Source organism: Tamlana crocina (assembly GCF_012037625.1).
The window spans coordinates 31,710-47,307 of sequence record NZ_JAAVJS010000023.1 but is presented as its reverse complement, the minus strand read 5'-3'; the positions used below and the strand labels follow the sequence as shown (position 1 = coordinate 47,307).

Here is a 15,598-nt window from a genome sequence, read left to right as displayed (position 1 = left end):
TTTGACCCTGTAAGAAAGACTGAAAACTTTTTACGGGCTACATTTAAATCAAAATATCCAACCTCTTATAAAACCAATGTTTTTATAAAAAAGAAAATCGCCTAAATATTACTTTTTAGACGACCTCTTTTAGTTGTAAATTGCTATTAATCTATTGTAAATCGATTTCAGCAACCGAGTTTTCTGTTGAGGCTACATTATTGCCGCCTTTAGGCTCTATGGTAATGTTTAAACCAAGGGCATCTTCCATGTACGGGATGTTTTTTAATTTGCGGTCGGCTTCACTTAAAACGCCCAAACTCACCATTTTATCTTGCAATTCTGCCCAAATTTGGTAGCATTGCTCGTCTGGTAATTTAGGTAATGAAACCACATCAATCATAGATGTTTTTTCCTTGGCATTAATGTAGGCCACCGTTTTTAATTGTTTGGCCCGGTCGTTACCGTTAATAATATACTTTTCGGTTTCGGGGTTATTCAATTTTAAAAGTTGGCGCATCACGTTGTCCAACATGGCGTTGTTCTTTTCAATATCGCTTCGCAAATCGAAAAGTTCATCAACCACTACTTGGTTTTCTCGTGCCAGTTTTTGGTTTTGGTTGTAAAAAATATATGATGTTCCGGCAAAAAGCAAAGCGGCAACACTGGCAGCTATACTATATTTGTACCATTTTTTGTATCTCCTTTTGGGAGCTAATTTTACAACAGGTTTTTCATCAAGTTCATCCAAAATATTATTTAAGATGTTTTTGGGGGCTTCTACAGCATGGGCTTTGGCAACCACCTCTAGGTTAAATTGCAGCGTATCGTAGGCATGCTGTACTTCTGGGTATTTTGAAATATAAGACTCTACTTGTTCTGTTTCGGCAGAAGAAGTTTCACCTAGTAGATATTTTTCCAATAGGCCAGAATTTAAAAAAGTAGCTATTTTCGCATTCATGACTTTTTTTATTGAGGATCGTAGATTTTTTTAAGTTCCCGCAATCCAATTTTTAATCTCGATTTAATAGTGCCCAACGGAATATCCAGTTCATCGCTGGCTTCTTGCTGGGTCATGCCTTCAAAAAAGAGGGCTTTCAGTACTATTTGGTATTTTTCGTCTAAACTGTTTAGGTGTTTTTTGATGTCTAAAACATCCTGATTTAATTCATCTGAGTTTACCTTATATACGTTGGAAGTCTCAATTTGGACTTCGTTGCCACTTTTGTTTTTCTGCGACCTGATTTTGTCTATGGCCGTGTTATAGGCAATGCGGTACAACCATGTGAAAAGTTTGGCTTTGCTGGGGTCGTATTTTTTCGAGTAGCGCCAAATTTTAACGAAACTTTCCTGTAACACATCTTGGGCGGTATCTTCATCCCTAATTATTTTTTGGATGACCCCGTAAAGCGCATCTGCGTAGTACTCGTACAGTAACTTAATGGCTCTTTTGTCGCCATGTTGTAGCAGGGAAACTATTTCTTTTTCTATTGCTGAAATCAAGGTCGGCTAGTTTATGTGAATAAGGATGAAAAGGTTCATAAAATCAAATTTAGACATTTCTTTTGAAATCAAAGGATATTAACTTCGGCCTCAATGGAAATATTAAACAAGCGTTTAATGGTTTTTTGAATTAATTTAGAAAGCTCCAATATATCAGAGCCACTGGCACCACCGTAATTTACCAATACAAGCGCTTGTTTTTTGTGAACACCGTATTGGCCAAACCGTTTGCCTTTAAATCCGGCTTTTTCAATGAGCCAGCCCGCAGGAACTTTTACTTCATTGTCCGAAACAGGATACGACGGAATATCTTTAAAATTTTTCAGCAGTTTCTCAAAATGGTTTTTTGAAATTACGGGGTTTTTAAAAAAGCTCCCGCTGTTGCCTATTTCTTTGGGGTTGGGTAATTTGCTTTCGCGAATGGCAATAACCGCGTTCGAAATGTCTTTTATAGTAGGTTCGGCAATATTGTTGTTTTCAAGTTCAGCTGAAATCGTGCCATAACTGGCGTTGATATTATGGTAACGCTTACTAAGTTTGAAAGTAACACTAGTGATGATGAATTTACCTTTGGCCTCTTGTTTAAAAACCGAGTTTCGGTAACCAAAATTGCAATCAGTTTTTGTGAAGGTTTTTAGGATTGTTCCATCAATGGAAAGTGCTTCGCAAGATTCAAAAACATCTTTAAGCTCCACACCGTAGGCCCCAATATTTTGAATGGGCGCCGTGCCCACATTACCGGGGATTAACGAAAGATTCTCAACGCCACCAAAATTATGGTCAATACACCACAGTACAAACTGGTGCCAATTTTCGCCGGCTTGGGCCTTAACGGTAACAAAATCGTCATTTTCCGAAATGACTTCAATACCCTTTAGGTTAACGTGGATCACCAGGGCATCAACATCTTTGGTTAATAGCATATTACTGCCTCCGCCTAAAATGAGTTTTTCTGGATAGTCCTTCAAGCCCAAAACCTGTTTTAGCTCATCGACGGTTTCCACCGAAACAAAATGCTTCGCCAAAACATCTATACCGAAGGTGTTGTAGGGTTTTAAATATATGTTTTTCTGAATCTGCACTAGTTGGGGTAAACTTTTAAAGCTTCTTTTAAAATGTTAACGGCCTTTACCAAACTTTTTTTGTTTAATACGTAGGCTATTCGAATTTGGTTCAAGCCCACGCCCGGAGTGGAATAAAATCCGTTTGCGGGTGCTACCATAACAGTTTCACCATCAATATCAAAATGTTCTAAAAGCCACTGCGCAAAATCGTCGGCGTTTTTTATAGGCAATTCCGCAATGCAATAAAAGGCCCCTTGCGGCACGGCTACTTTAATGCCATCGATTTTTTTGAGTTCGGCAATTAAGGTATCCCTTCTGTCTACATATTCTTCAATCACATCATCAAAATAGCTTTGAGGCGTATCTAGAGCCGCTTCACTGGCAATTTGAGCGTATGTTGGCGGACTTAAACGTGCTTGTGCAAATTTAAGCACCGTTTGCATAAGCGTTTTGTTTTTTGATACCAAGCACCCTACACGAGCACCGCACATACTGTATCGTTTAGAAACGGAATCGATAATTACGGCGTGCTGGTCAATACCTTCCACCTGCATGATGGAGTAGTGTGTGTTTCCATCGTAAACAAATTCGCGGTAAACCTCGTCTGCCACCAAAAATAAATCATGTTTTATGGCCAAAGCTGCCAGCTGTTGTATTTCTTCTTTTGAATATAAATAACCCGTTGGGTTTCCTGGGTTACAAATTAAAATAGCCTTGGTTTTTGGGGTAATCAGTTTTTCAAAAGTATCAATGGGCGGCAATGCAAAATTGTCGTCAATGTCGCAAATAGCCGGAACCACTTTAACGCCCGATGCGGTTGAAAACGCAATGTAATTGGCATAAAAAGGTTCAGAAATAATCACTTCATCATTCGGGTCCATAATACTGCTGAACAAAAATAATAGAGCTTCACTGGCGCCAGTGGTAACAATAATATCGTTGTGTGATACCTTTATATCGTGCTTGCCAAAGTATTGTGCCAGTTTCTTTCTATAAGTTTCAGAGCCTTCAGACCGAGAATACGAAAGGATTTCCACATCGTTCTGTTTTACAGCGTTTAAGGCGACTTCGGGGGTTTTTATATCGGGTTGTCCAATGTTTAAATAATAAATGTGCTTTCCGTTTTCGGTAGCTTGTTCGGCATACGGAACAAGTTTTCGAATGGGAGAAGCGGGCATATCATGGCCTTTTTGTGAAATAGTTGGCATTAAATAACTGTTTTTAAGCTGCAAAGTTGAGAAAATTATCTTAAAGTTTTTTTAAAAAACACCCCTAAATTACTAAGCTGACCTAAAGATTTGTAAATTGATATAACAAATTGTACCAAGCTTGATGACCTTCCGTTCCGTTAGCATACTCTGTTTTTTTCTTGTTGGCCTATTTGGTTTCTCCCAAAGCCGGTTTGTTATTGAAAACAAACACCGGTCATGCAACATTAAGTTTAAGCTAATCAATAATTTGGTGGTGATACCGGTTGAAGTGAATGGCGTTGAATTGTCTTTTCTGTTGGATACGGGAGTAAGCAAACCCATTATCTTCAATTTTTTGAATGTTTCCGATACGCTGAACATCAAAGAAACCGAAACCATTTTTTTGCGCGGATTGGGCGCAAGCAAAATGGTAGAGGCTTTAAAATCTAAAAACAATATTTTCAAAATAGGCGAAGCAATAAAGTTGAACCAAGACCTTTACGCGGTATTTAATGCCAACTTAGATTTATCGCCCCGTTTGGGTATTCCCATTCATGGTATTATTGGCTTTGATTTATTCCGCGATTTGGTGGTTCAGATTAATTACTCCACGCAGCGACTAAAACTTACCGAACCCGAAGCCTATAAAATGAAAGATTGCAGGAAATGCGAAACTTTCAATCTGGAGTTTTACAACGGAAAGCCTTATATAAATGTCAAGGTAGAAATTGATGCCAAGGAAATCCCCATTAAATTGTTGATAGACTCTGGTGGGAGTGATGCCCTTTGGTTGTTCGAAAATGAAGATTTGGGCATTCATTCCTCAGATAAATATTTTTATGATTTTTTGGGTTACGGACTAAATGGCAGTGTTTACGGAAAACGCTCGAAAGTGGATAAGTTTTTTTTGAAAAGCTTTGAGCTGAAAAAAGCCAATGTGGCATACCCCGATTCGTCTTCCGTTATTTTTGCCAAACAAATCAGGAACCGAAACGGTAGCTTATCTGGAAATATTTTAAAGCGTTTTGATGTGGTTTTTAATTATCAAAAAGCACGTTTAACCCTAAAGAAGAACAAGTATTTTAGGCTGCCGTTCAATTACAACAAAAGCGGTATTGAATTGGCCCACGATGGTGTTCGGTTGGTAAAAGAGGAGAAGGGCAAGGTGCTAAACCCCAAAGAAAGCTACCAAAACAACACCCGAATTATTATAGATACCCGCTATAAAATCGCTTTAAAACCAGCCTATGGTATTGTAGAGTTGCGCGAGAATTCGCCCGCAGAACAATGTGGTTTGCAAAAAGGCGATATCGTAATAAGTGTAAACGGCAAGCAAACCCACCAATTTTCGCTACAGGAAATTATGCAAATGTTTCATGATGAAGCTGGAAAAAAAATGAGATTAAGAGTTGAAAGAAACGGTAGAACTTTAAATTTTAGTTTTGAGTTGGCTGATTTTTTGGATTGAATATGTTAAGTATTTTAGTGTGCTAAGATTGGACAACTGTAAGTGTAAATAACGAATGTAGAAAATAAATTCGCGCCTTTTGAACCTTTGCGAGATGGTATAAAAAAAGGCCTGAACGTGAATTCAAGCCTTTTAAATTTATTTGTTGTTAAACTTTATTGCTGTACAATACTTTTTCCTTTTTTATCTAAAATGCTAGCTTTACTAGGGGCAATAACTTCACCTTTAATTTTTAAGGCTACTGTTGGCGTTTCGGCATTCGAAATAACCGTAATTGTTTTTCTAATCGGGTTAACACGATTGGTATCGTACTTAACTTCAATTTCACCAGTTTTTCCAGGTAAAATAGGATCTTCTGGTTTTTTAGGGATGGTACATCCACAGCTAGAAGTCACCTTCGAAATAATTAGAGGCTCGTTGCCTGTATTGGTAAATTCGAATGTTCTTACGCCGTTAGCTCCCTTTTCTATCGTGCCGTAGTCAATGGTTTCTGTTTTAAACTCAATTTTAGCTTGAGCATTAACAGCAAAACTGATTAACCCGACGAATAAAATGGTAATTAATTGTTTCATGATTTGGTTTTTTTATGGTTCATTATTAGGGTTTTGGCATCTTTTTTAATGCTTAAAACCGCTTAAATTTCTCCTTTAATTTAAATCAAACATACTTACTTTTTCCACAATCAACAAAAATAATAGATAAAATACATGTTAATTAACAGGTTTTAACCATTGTAAATAAGCCTTCTGCCTTTGTTATTTTGCGATTGTTTCTTTCAATAATCCCTAAAAATTAAGGGCTGATAAAGCCTATATTGTTTTTGTGAAAAAAGAAATATAAGTACTTTTGCAGACTAAAATGTTCAAAAACTATTCCAAAGCATGCAAATTCCTTCAAAATATGATGCCGGTCAGGTAGAAAATAAGTGGTATAACTATTGGATGAGCCATAATTATTTCCATTCAGTACCCGATGAAAGAGAGCCTTACACCATTGTAATTCCGCCGCCAAACGTAACTGGAGTTTTGCACATGGGGCACATGCTAAACAATACCATTCAGGACGTTTTGGTACGTCGCGCCCGATTATTGGGAAAGAATGCTTGCTGGGTGCCGGGTACCGATCATGCCTCTATTGCTACTGAAGCGAAAGTGGTGGCCAAATTGAAGGAACAAGGTATCGATAAAAACGATTTAACCCGCGAGGAATTTTTAAAACATGCTTGGGAGTGGACGCACGAATACGGCGGCGTTATTTTGGAACAGCTAAAAAAATTGGGTTGCTCGTGCGATTGGGATAGAACCAAATTCACCATGGACGATGCCATGAGCGAATCGGTAATAAAAGTGTTTGTCGATTTATTCAACAAAGGATTGATTTATCGTGGTTACCGAATGGTAAATTGGGATCCTGAGGCTAAAACCACCCTTTCGGACGAAGAGGTGATTTATGAAGAAAAGCAAGGTAATCTTTACTATTTAAAGTATAAAATTGAAGGCAGCGACGATACGTTAACCATTGCTACAACACGTCCGGAAACCATTTTTGGCGATACGGCCATTTGTATCAACCCGAACGATGAACGTTTTAAGCACTTAAAAGGAAAAAAAGCCATTGTGCCCATTTGCGGAAGGGTGATACCAATTATTGAAGACGATTATGTTGATGTCGAGTTCGGTACGGGATGCTTAAAAGTAACCCCAGCACACGACGAAAACGATAAGGTTTTGGGCGATAGGCACCAATTGGAAGTGGTTGATATTTTTAATGATGATGCTTCGCTGAACAGCTACGGGCTGCATTACCAAGGCAAAGATCGCTTTGTGGTACGAAAGGAAATCGTTGCCGAGTTGGAAGCCAACGGTCAGTTGGTGAAAACCGAAACGCATGTTAATAAAGTTGGGACTTCCGAAAGAACCAAAGCTGTAATCGAACCGCGCTTAAGCGACCAATGGTTTCTTAAAATGGAAGAGTTGGTAAAACCAGCTATTGATGCGGTTTTAAAGACCGAAGACATTAAGTTGTTCCCTAAAAAGTTTGAGAATACTTATAAACACTGGATGGAAAACATCCGCGATTGGAATATTTCCCGTCAGTTGATGTGGGGGCAGCAAATACCAGCCTATTATTACGGTGACGGAAAAGAGGATTTTGTAGTGGCCGAAAACATGCAACTGGCACTCGATTTGGCCAGACAGAAAACCAAAAATCCTGCCTTAACCGAGAAAGATTTACGTCAAGACCCCGATGCACTCGATACCTGGTTCTCTTCGTGGTTGTGGCCCATGAGTGTTTTTGATGGCATCAACAATCCTGAAAACGACGATATAAAATACTATTACCCCACCAACGATTTGGTTACCGGTCCGGATATTTTATTCTTTTGGGTAGCCCGAATGATTATTGCCGGGTACGAATACAAAGGCGAAAAGCCGTTTACCAATGTGTATTTAACCGGTTTGGTGCGCGATAAGCAACGCCGAAAAATGAGTAAATCGTTAGGCAATTCACCAGACGCTTTGAAACTCATTGAAGAATACGGTGCCGACGGCGTGCGCGTGGGCTTATTGTTGAGTAGTGCGGCAGGTAACGATTTGTTGTTTGATGAAGCGCTTTGCCAACAGGGGAAAGGTTTTGCGAATAAAATTTGGAACGCTTTTAGGCTGATTCAAGGTTGGGAAGTTGACGAAAACATTCCGCAACCCGCAACTGCAAAAGTAGGCTTGGAGTGGTACGAAGCCAAGTTCCAAAAGGCTTTAACCGAAATTGAAGACCACTTTAGTAAATACCGTTTAAGCGATGCCTTGATGACCACTTACAAATTGATTATGGACGATTTTTCGTCGTGGTTGTTAGAAATCATTAAACCGGCTTACCAAAAGCCCATCGATGCCCGAACCTATAAAGCGGTTATCGAAGCTTTTGAAAACAACTTAAAAATATTGCACCCGTTTATGCCGTTCCTTACCGAAGAAATATGGCAGTATATTGCAGAAAGAACACTAGAGGAAGCCTTGATTGTTGCCCAGTGGCCAGAAAGTAAAACCATCAACCAAACCTTGATTGCGGAGTTCGATTTTGCTTCGGAAGTGATTTCAGGAATTAGAAACATCAGAAAACAAAAGAATATCGCCTTTAAGGAAGCGATTGGCTTTTCGGTAATCAATAACGAAAACACCAACAAAACTTTTGATGGGGTGATTGCCAAATTGGGTAATTTGGAAGCGGTTGAATATGTGACGGAAGCTATTGAAGGCGCCTTGACCTTTAGGGTGAAATCCAACGAATATTTTATCCCGATGGCTGGAGCTATTGACGTGGAAGCTGAAATTAAAAAGCTTACCGAAGAACTCAATTACACCGAAGGCTTTTTAAAATCTGTGCAAAAGAAACTCTCTAACGAGCGTTTTGTTGCCGGAGCACCCGAGCAAGTGGTAAACGCCGAAAAGAAAAAAGAAGCCGATGCCTTGGCTAAAATTGAAACGCTAAAGGCTAGTTTGGCTAGTTTGGGGTAAACGGTTTTTGATGGATTATTGCTAGCGCTCGTCTGTGACGAGTGCTTTTTTTGTATTGTTGTTGGCTAGCACTCGTCGAAGACGAGCGCTAGCGGGGGGTCAATTTTCGGATTAGGAACGATGATAACAGTAAAGAACTAAACCTTAAATTTAGCTCTTTACTGCTATTTTTTATATACCGTGTTGTAGGCGGTAATTTTAAGATATTTCTATTACTTTTTCATATTCAATTTTCCATTTCCCATTAATTTTTTCTAAAAGATATAGAATCGCTGTTCCAGATAGTTTTGGTGCATAACTAACCCTTACAATTGTTATTGCTTTATTTTTAGCTTGATTAAAACCAATATTTGATAAAGAAATAATAGCCCTATACTTTTTGAATAGCTCTTTTTTATTAGACTCTTTTTCACTTATAACTTTTATTTTATGTCCTTTGTCCGTTTTTAACCAATTTTTCATCATTAGTATTTCATTATTATTGGCTATTAAGTTCTCTTTCGCGCTTTGATAGTTTTTATAATCGGAAATATTGAATGATTGTATATTATATAACTCTAAACGGTTTGAAATAGCAATGTTTAACTTGATACTTCTTAACGAATCTCTTAGTTTTTGGGACATGCTAGAGTTGTCTCCTGGTTTTGGAGGAGGTGGAGGTAATGGTTTAACAGTTTTGTCAATAACTAAATTATAAATATCTTCCAGTTCTTGAGATGATTTTTGATAATTACAAGATGAATTAATACTGATTAAGATAAACAGAATTATAATATGTTTTAGTCGCATGATATTGTAGTATTTTCGATTACAATTCTTCTATAGTCTTCATATTTTGAATCCATTTCTACATTGAGTAAATTACTAGCATCCCAAACTCTTAAACCGTCCCAAGCAAATGCTTTATAATAATCTAATGGGTATTTGGATCCATCTAATTTTCTTAAAGCTGATGCAATAGGGGTTATATATTTTTCTGTCATGTATATATGTTGGATATCTCCAATATTATAAAGTTCGCTATAATACTTAAAGAGCTGAAATAGTCTAGGTCGATTATTTGGATCAATTCCCGATTCATATCTGCTTACAAATCTATATAGTTCTGCGTGAATGGCTTCGTGAAGGATATATTGCGCCATTTGCAGAGGATTAGTATTGTTGTCTTCTATTTTAATAATAATTTCTCCTGTTGTAGCTAAATTAACTGTATTAGTACAAGCATCATCACTGGTAGAACATTGACCGATAGTGAGAGTCAAATTATATTTAGGGTCATCAATAAATTGCCCTATGGTTTCTTTAAATAGATTACTATTACTTTGAGTTAATTTATCATATATACATTTAGCTTTTCCTGTAAGTTGGGTATCATCAATTTTGTCATCAACATTACTGTTGTAAGTAGGAGGAGTGGAATTATAATATTGTGGTGTATTTTTAGTGTAGTTTGTGTTATAATTGCTACCAGAAGGGACGTAAATATACTCATATGTTGTGCCGTTGTATGCTGTATGAGTATATTCTTTCGTGCCGTCTGGATATACCTTATACCAGTCTGTAAAATTTCTAACCGATATTAAAACAAAAGAACCTCCGCCACCATTAGAACTTCCATTATCACCGTCATTTTTAGTTTTTAGAGGTCTTTTAGAAAAAAGTGTTTTATTCGTATCGAAAAACTCACTAACCAAAATGCCATTTTCATAACCTTCAATTTTTTGGGGCTCCCCTTTTAAGTTGTAATGTGATATTGTTCCAGAAAAAGTGTTTGTAGAGAAATAAAATACATCTTCTAAATCATTTTTGTTGTTTGTTACTAACTTGATCAATGATATGTTCCATGCTCCCGTATTGTTTTTAGAAGCTAAAATTTTGAATGTAGAAAATAGTTTTAGATTCTTATTTTCAATTTTAGTGTTTAGCTTAAAATCAGTATTAAATTGGTATAGAGTAGATTTTTTATCGCTGCTTTTTTGAGAATTAAAAGAATTCCAGTGAACAATTAAATTATCTTTAATGTTATTATCACTAAAATTATCAAGACTAAAGGTGTTTTTAATTTCTTGAATGTCATTCAGTGAATTTTGGTCGTAGTCTTCGGTTTGGCAATTCCAAAAAAGTATTAGAATTCCAAAGCTTAAAATCCTGAATTTAAGTAGGTTTTGGAGTTTTTGTTTTTTCATGTGTTCCGTTGTTTAAACTTAGTAATTAATTTTCAATGTGTGCGTATATTGCCTACAACTTTAAGGATATGCATCGTTTTATTACTCAAACAAGTTCATTACAGGTGATTTATGTCCGTCGTTAAACGAAAGTAGTTGAAAATTTCTACAAAATCAAGTTATCGTAATTATTACTTCCTATACAAAAAGTAATCGTTAACCAATTCGATGTATTTTTTTTTGGCATCTTTTTCGGTAAGGTTGCGGGCTTGGAAGAGGGCGTTGGTTTTAAAGGCATTAATTATGGGCTTTTTGCTTCGTGGGCGCCCATAATCATTGGTGGCTTTTTTGTAGTAGGCGTAGAGCTTTAAAAGGGTGTCGGCAGGAAAGGGCTCCTTGTGGGCGTTCACCTGGTCTACGGCTTCCTGAAAGGCGATATCTAGCTTGCTTTTGCCCATTATTTTGTGGCGATAATGGTTTCTCCTCCTCGAACTTTTTGGTTTAGGCTTACGTTAACTTTGGTATTTAAGGGTAAAAAAACATCTACACGTGATCCAAATTTTATAAATCCGGATTCACTGCCCTGAGCCACTTTATCGTTAAAGTTAGCATAGTTTACAATGCGCTTGGCCAAGGCGCCCGCAATTTGGCGGTGCAACACTTTTCCAAAAGTTTGGTTTTCAACCACAACGGTTGTACGTTCGTTTTCTTCGCTGGCTTTTGGGTGCCAAGCCACTAAGTATTTTCCGGGGTGGTATTTGCTGAAAATAACGTTGCCGCCAACAGGATAGCGGGTTACGTGTACGTTTACGGGCGACATAAATATGCTTACCTGCAAGCGTTTTTCCTTGAAGTATTCTTTTTCAAAAACTTCTTCAATCACTACTACTTTACCATCAACGGGCGATACCACTTGTTTATCGTTCGGAACTGTGTTTCGCTTGGGGTTTCTAAAAAACTGAAGAATGGCAATTAAAAAGCCAATTAAAACGACCATAACAACGGTACGCAGCCAACCGATGCTTATGTAACTATCGGCCAACAACACTCCGGCAACAACAATAACAAGCGTTACAAATATAATTTTATGGCCTTCTTTATGAAACATAGTGTATAATTCTTAAAAATAAATAAATAAAAGGGGCAGCAAAAATGATACTGTCCAGCCTATCGAGCAGTCCGCCGTGGCCCGGCATAATAATACCACTGTCTTTTACTTTGGCTTGTCGCTTAAACTTCGATTCTATTAAATCGCCCAAAGTGCCAAAAACACTAACAATAATACTTAAACCAAGCCAACTGGTAAAGCTCAACGTGTCTGTAAAGGTAGCAATAAAATAGCTTGCCACACAAGCGAAAAATAAACCGCCCAAAAAGCCTTCGACCGTTTTTTTTGGTGAAATTTTCTCGAAAAGTTTCTGTTTACCAAAGTTTTTTCCCACTAAAAAAGCAAACGAATCGTTAACCCAAACCAAAATAAAACAACCCAGTAAAATGTTTGGATTATAAGTTTCATAAAAGTTAGCGATTAAAACCAAGAAAACAAAGGCGCTAGACAGATAAAAAGTAGTGAGTAAATAGCGTTTTGAACTGAATAGCGGAATGGTTTTTTCTGAAAACAAATCCTTGATTAGGAACAACTCTACAAATATGGAAAGTACCATTAGAATTTGGGTTGCTTCGTTGAGTCCCAATTCTGAATTCCACACCACTTGCCAAAAACCAAAAATGCCGTAAAGCGCAATAAAAATGATATAGGCGATATAGCTTTTTAGCTGAATCAGTTTTTTAAACTCACTGAGGCAGATTAAACCAAAAACAAAAAAGAGGGCAATAAGAGCATTTTCAAAAAACAAACTTACTATTAAGAGTAAAACATATATAATGCCTGAAAGTGATCTTACCAGAATTTCTTTCATTTAGTTTAGTTTTTAACAGCTAGTTTGTGGATTTTACGGTTTTGGTTTGTTCGGACTGGTGAAAGTTCCGCTGGCTATAAATCTTCTAAAAGAAGCAGATAGAGGTTTTTAGCACTACTGCCATAGCTTAAAAAGTCTTTTTCGTCGCTCGATTTAAAATGCTTGATGGTAGTAATGTTGGTGGGTATTTTTTGTTTGTTTTTCAATTTTATACCGCGAAGCCCTTCACTAATATTTTCAACAATTTGGCTGGTGGTAGCAAAAACCACAAAGTTTTCAGGGAGTTCGATAAGTTTTTTTTCGAAAATTTGTTGCGATGAAATTAAAAGTGAACCATCATTGGCTATAAGGTTTTCGCAAGTGGTTAAAAAATAGGCCGATTCGCCGGCTGATTTTGATGGGATGGCCGAGGTGTTTTTAAACTTGTCTTGCAAGTTTTTATCAATCAACAAGGCTTTTTGGTCTCCCCATTTATTTTCAGCTATTATATTTTCAAAATTGCCGTAAACTTCGTTTAAGTCTTCGCAGTACAAGAACTTACCGCCGTTTGCTTTAAAATTTATGGTAAACCTTTCGTCTATCGGAAGCTTTATTTCGGGCATGTATTTGCCACGCTCATCAGATTTTATTTCATCTTCAGGCCGTTCTGATCGTTCTGATTTAGAACCAAAAAGTTTTCTAAAAAGACTCATTTAATGATTTGCTATTAACCGTGATTTACATGAGGTTTATCAAATATAAAAAATCTTAAATTAACCTTGCGGCTAATTTAAGATTTCCTTGTGAAAATTATGGGTTTAGGCCTATTCTTCTTCGTCTTTTGCTATCTTATCTTCCGTTATTTCCGTTTTTGCTAAAATAGGCTCTTCTTTTTCAAAGGCGCGCTTGCCAAATATTTTTTCCAAATTGTCTTTAAAAATCACTTCTTTTTCGAGCAACACTTCTGCCAATTCGGTTAACTTATCTTTATGTTCTTCCAGCAATTTAACAGCACGTTCGTACTGTTCTTCAATAATTCTGGAAATTTCCTTATCGATAAGCTCGGCGGTTTCTTCACTGTAAGGTTTTGTGAAACCGTATTCACTTTGTCCGCTAGAATCGTAATAGGTTAAGTTTCCTATTTTATCGCTCAATCCGTAAACGGTAACCATGGCGCGAGCTTGTTTAGTTACTTTTTCGAGGTCACTCAAAGCACCTGTTGAGATTTTGTCAAAGATGACCTTTTCGGCAGCACGACCACCAAGGGCAGCACACATTTCGTCAAGCATTTGCTCCGGACGAACAATCAAGCGTTCTTCAGGTAAGTACCAAGCAGCTCCCAATGAGCGCCCACGAGGTACGATTGTTACCTTTACCAGCGGAGCGGCATGCTCTAACATCCAACTTACGGTGGCGTGGCCCGCTTCGTGGTAAGCCACTGCTTTTTTCTCACTAGGCGTGATGATTTTATTTTTCTTTTCCAATCCGCCAATAATTCGGTCTACCGCATCAAGGAAGTCCTGTTTGTCTACCGCTTTTTTGCCATTTCTGGCAGCGATTAAAGCGGCTTCGTTACATACGTTGGCAATATCGGCACCCGAAAAGCCTGGAGTTTGTTTGGAAAGGAAATCCAAATCTAAATCCTTCGCCTTTTTTAAAGGTCTTAAATGCACTTCGAAAATCTCCTTGCGCTCACGAACATCGGGAAGATCGACAAAAATTTGTCGGTCGAAACGTCCGGCACGCATTAAGGCTTTATCTAAAATATCGGCACGGTTGGTGGCGGCCATCACAATAACGTTGGTATTGCTGCCAAAACCGTCCATTTCTGTCAATAATTGGTTCAAGGTGTTTTCGCGTTCGTCGTTACTTCCAGACATCGCGTTTTTACCACGGGCACGGCCAATCGCATCGATTTCATCAATAAAAATGATGGAAGGCGATTTTTCTTTGGCTTGTTTGAATAAGTCGCGCACACGCGAAGCACCAACCCCAACGAACATTTCCACGAAATCGGATCCCGAAAGTGAAAAGAATGGAACTTTGGCTTCGCCAGCAACGGCTTTGGCCAAAAGAGTTTTACCGGTTCCCGGAGGGCCTACAAGTAAAGCGCCTTTTGGTATTTTTCCACCAAGGGTGGTGTATTTTTCAGGGAATTTTAAGAAATCTACAATTTCCTGTACTTCTTCTTTAGCGCCTTCAAGCCCGGCAACATCTTTAAAACTGGTTTTTACTTCGGTGTTTTGGTCAAACAACTTGGCTTTCGATTTTCCGATGTTGAAAATCTGTCCGCCAGCACCACCGCCAGCTGCACCTGACATACGTCGCATAATAAAAATCCAAACGGCGATAAGCAAAATAAATGGCAATATGCTCATAAGTAAATTGCCCCATTCGTTGTTTTCGATATCGAATTTTACAATGGGTTTATTGTTCAGGTCTTTGATGGCGTTTTTGATGTCGTCTTCAAAGTTTTCTAAAGTACCATATTTAAGTTTATAATTTGGAAGCGGTGCAGAAGTTGGTATAAACGTTTGTGGTTTTGATTTCCTGTGCGTTTCTTTGGCTTCAGCTTCTGGGGTTAAATATACTTTGGCTACCCCTGTGTTTTTTATAATATCTACTTTGGCAATGTCGCCATCTTCCAAATAATCGAAAAACTGAGCAGTTGTAATAGAACCACTATTTTCTTCAATGCCGCTGTTTAGCAATGAATACCCTAAAAATATAGCTATAAGTATTCCGTAAATCCAGTATGGACTGAATTTTGGTTTATTGTCTTTGTTGTTTTTTTTATCTTTTGCCATTACAGTTTT

14 protein-coding genes are annotated in these 15,598 nt (G+C 37.7%); 2 read left to right on the top strand and 12 right to left on the bottom strand.

Annotated features, from left to right (window positions below):
• Nucleotides 1-151: 151 nt before the first annotated feature.
• From HC176_RS13940 to HC176_RS13925, 4 genes are all read right to left on the bottom strand, one after another.
• The gene (locus HC176_RS13940) at nt 152-940 is read right to left on the bottom strand and encodes an anti-sigma factor (RefSeq protein WP_167919313.1); all 789 of its coding nucleotides are present in this window, start codon (nt 938-940) and stop codon (nt 152-154) included.
• Nucleotides 941-948: 8 nt separating this feature from the next.
• Complete coding sequence (locus HC176_RS13935) at nt 949-1,482, bottom strand: RNA polymerase sigma factor (protein WP_167919311.1); 534 nt, start codon at nt 1,480-1,482, stop codon at nt 949-951.
• A gap of 68 nt (nt 1,483-1,550) precedes the next feature.
• Nucleotides 1,551-2,564 (bottom strand): UDP-N-acetylmuramate dehydrogenase, encoded by a 1,014-nt coding sequence (gene murB, locus HC176_RS13930; protein WP_167919309.1) that lies wholly within the window; start codon nt 2,562-2,564, stop codon nt 1,551-1,553.
• Nucleotides 2,564-3,754 carry a pyridoxal phosphate-dependent aminotransferase gene (locus HC176_RS13925; RefSeq protein ID WP_167919307.1) on the bottom strand — a complete coding sequence of 397 codons (1,191 nt, stop codon included), beginning with the start codon at nt 3,752-3,754 and terminating at the stop codon, nt 2,564-2,566. The genes murB and HC176_RS13925 overlap by 1 nt, the downstream gene beginning before the upstream one ends.
• Nucleotides 3,755-4,007: 253 nt before the next feature.
• On the opposite strand from HC176_RS13925, the gene HC176_RS13920 reads away from it, so the two are divergent.
• On the top strand, nt 4,008-5,204 hold the full coding sequence (locus HC176_RS13920; RefSeq protein ID WP_342448699.1) for a PDZ domain-containing protein: 1,197 nt from the start codon (nt 4,008-4,010) through the stop codon (nt 5,202-5,204).
• A 155-nt stretch (nt 5,205-5,359) separates the two neighbouring features.
• On the opposite strand, the gene HC176_RS13915 is transcribed toward HC176_RS13920, so the two are convergent.
• Entirely contained in the window at nt 5,360-5,776 is a 417-nt protein-coding gene (locus HC176_RS13915) for a DUF1573 domain-containing protein (protein ID WP_167919303.1), read from the bottom strand.
• A gap of 309 nt (nt 5,777-6,085) precedes the next feature.
• Between HC176_RS13915 and HC176_RS13910 the strand changes: the two genes are divergently transcribed.
• Entirely contained in the window at nt 6,086-8,719 is a 2,634-nt protein-coding gene (locus HC176_RS13910) for a valine--tRNA ligase (RefSeq protein WP_167919302.1), read from the top strand.
• Between the two features lie 198 nt (nt 8,720-8,917).
• Here HC176_RS13910 and HC176_RS13905 read toward each other — a convergent pair whose 3' ends face one another.
• The 7 genes from HC176_RS13905 to ftsH form a co-directional block, all read right to left on the bottom strand.
• Entirely contained in the window at nt 8,918-9,508 is a 591-nt protein-coding gene (locus tag HC176_RS13905; protein ID WP_167919300.1) for a hypothetical protein, read from the bottom strand.
• Entirely contained in the window at nt 9,499-10,905 is a 1,407-nt protein-coding gene (locus HC176_RS13900; protein ID WP_167919298.1) for a hypothetical protein, read from the bottom strand. Before HC176_RS13900 ends, HC176_RS13905 begins: the two co-directional genes overlap by 10 nt.
• A gap of 170 nt (nt 10,906-11,075) precedes the next feature.
• Nucleotides 11,076-11,342 carry an acyl-CoA-binding protein gene (locus tag HC176_RS13895; protein WP_167919296.1) on the bottom strand — a complete coding sequence of 89 codons (267 nt, stop codon included), beginning with the start codon at nt 11,340-11,342 and terminating at the stop codon, nt 11,076-11,078.
• A complete protein-coding gene (locus HC176_RS13890) occupies nt 11,342-11,992 on the bottom strand; it encodes a phosphatidylserine decarboxylase family protein (RefSeq protein ID WP_167919294.1) in 651 nt (216 codons plus the stop codon). The genes HC176_RS13895 and HC176_RS13890 overlap by 1 nt, the downstream gene beginning before the upstream one ends.
• Complete coding sequence (locus HC176_RS13885; RefSeq protein ID WP_167919292.1) at nt 11,982-12,803, bottom strand: phosphatidate cytidylyltransferase; 822 nt, start codon at nt 12,801-12,803, stop codon at nt 11,982-11,984. The genes HC176_RS13890 and HC176_RS13885 overlap by 11 nt, the downstream gene beginning before the upstream one ends.
• Nucleotides 12,804-12,877: 74 nt before the next feature.
• On the bottom strand, nt 12,878-13,495 hold the full coding sequence (locus tag HC176_RS13880; RefSeq protein WP_167919290.1) for an LUD domain-containing protein: 618 nt from the start codon (nt 13,493-13,495) through the stop codon (nt 12,878-12,880).
• 111 nt (nt 13,496-13,606) lie between these two features.
• Nucleotides 13,607-15,589: an ATP-dependent zinc metalloprotease FtsH gene (gene ftsH, locus HC176_RS13875; RefSeq protein WP_167919288.1), complete on the bottom strand. Its 1,983-nt coding sequence runs from the start codon at nt 15,587-15,589 to the stop codon at nt 13,607-13,609.
• Nucleotides 15,590-15,598: the final 9 nt, after the last annotated feature.

Excerpts from the sequence above, each read along its gene's own strand:
- HC176_RS13905 (WP_167919300.1), bottom strand. The coding sequence starts at position 9,508 with ATGCGACTAAAACATATTATAATTCTGTTTATCTTAATCAGTATTAAT.
- HC176_RS13895 (WP_167919296.1), bottom strand. The coding sequence starts at position 11,342 with ATGGGCAAAAGCAAGCTAGATATCGCCTTTCAGGAAGCCGTAGACCAG.
- HC176_RS13900 (WP_167919298.1), bottom strand. The coding sequence starts at position 10,905 with ATGAAAAAACAAAAACTCCAAAACCTACTTAAATTCAGGATTTTAAGC.
- HC176_RS13910 (WP_167919302.1), top strand. The coding sequence starts at position 6,086 with ATGCAAATTCCTTCAAAATATGATGCCGGTCAGGTAGAAAATAAGTGG.
- HC176_RS13880 (WP_167919290.1), bottom strand. The coding sequence starts at position 13,495 with ATGAGTCTTTTTAGAAAACTTTTTGGTTCTAAATCAGAACGATCAGAA.
- HC176_RS13885 (WP_167919292.1), bottom strand. The coding sequence starts at position 12,803 with ATGAAAGAAATTCTGGTAAGATCACTTTCAGGCATTATATATGTTTTA.
- ftsH (WP_167919288.1), bottom strand. The coding sequence starts at position 15,589 with ATGGCAAAAGATAAAAAAAACAACAAAGACAATAAACCAAAATTCAGT.
- HC176_RS13890 (WP_167919294.1), bottom strand. The coding sequence starts at position 11,992 with ATGTTTCATAAAGAAGGCCATAAAATTATATTTGTAACGCTTGTTATT.
- HC176_RS13925 (WP_167919307.1), bottom strand. The coding sequence starts at position 3,754 with ATGCCAACTATTTCACAAAAAGGCCATGATATGCCCGCTTCTCCCATT.
- HC176_RS13940 (WP_167919313.1), bottom strand. The coding sequence starts at position 940 with ATGAATGCGAAAATAGCTACTTTTTTAAATTCTGGCCTATTGGAAAAA.
- HC176_RS13915 (WP_167919303.1), bottom strand. The coding sequence starts at position 5,776 with ATGAAACAATTAATTACCATTTTATTCGTCGGGTTAATCAGTTTTGCT.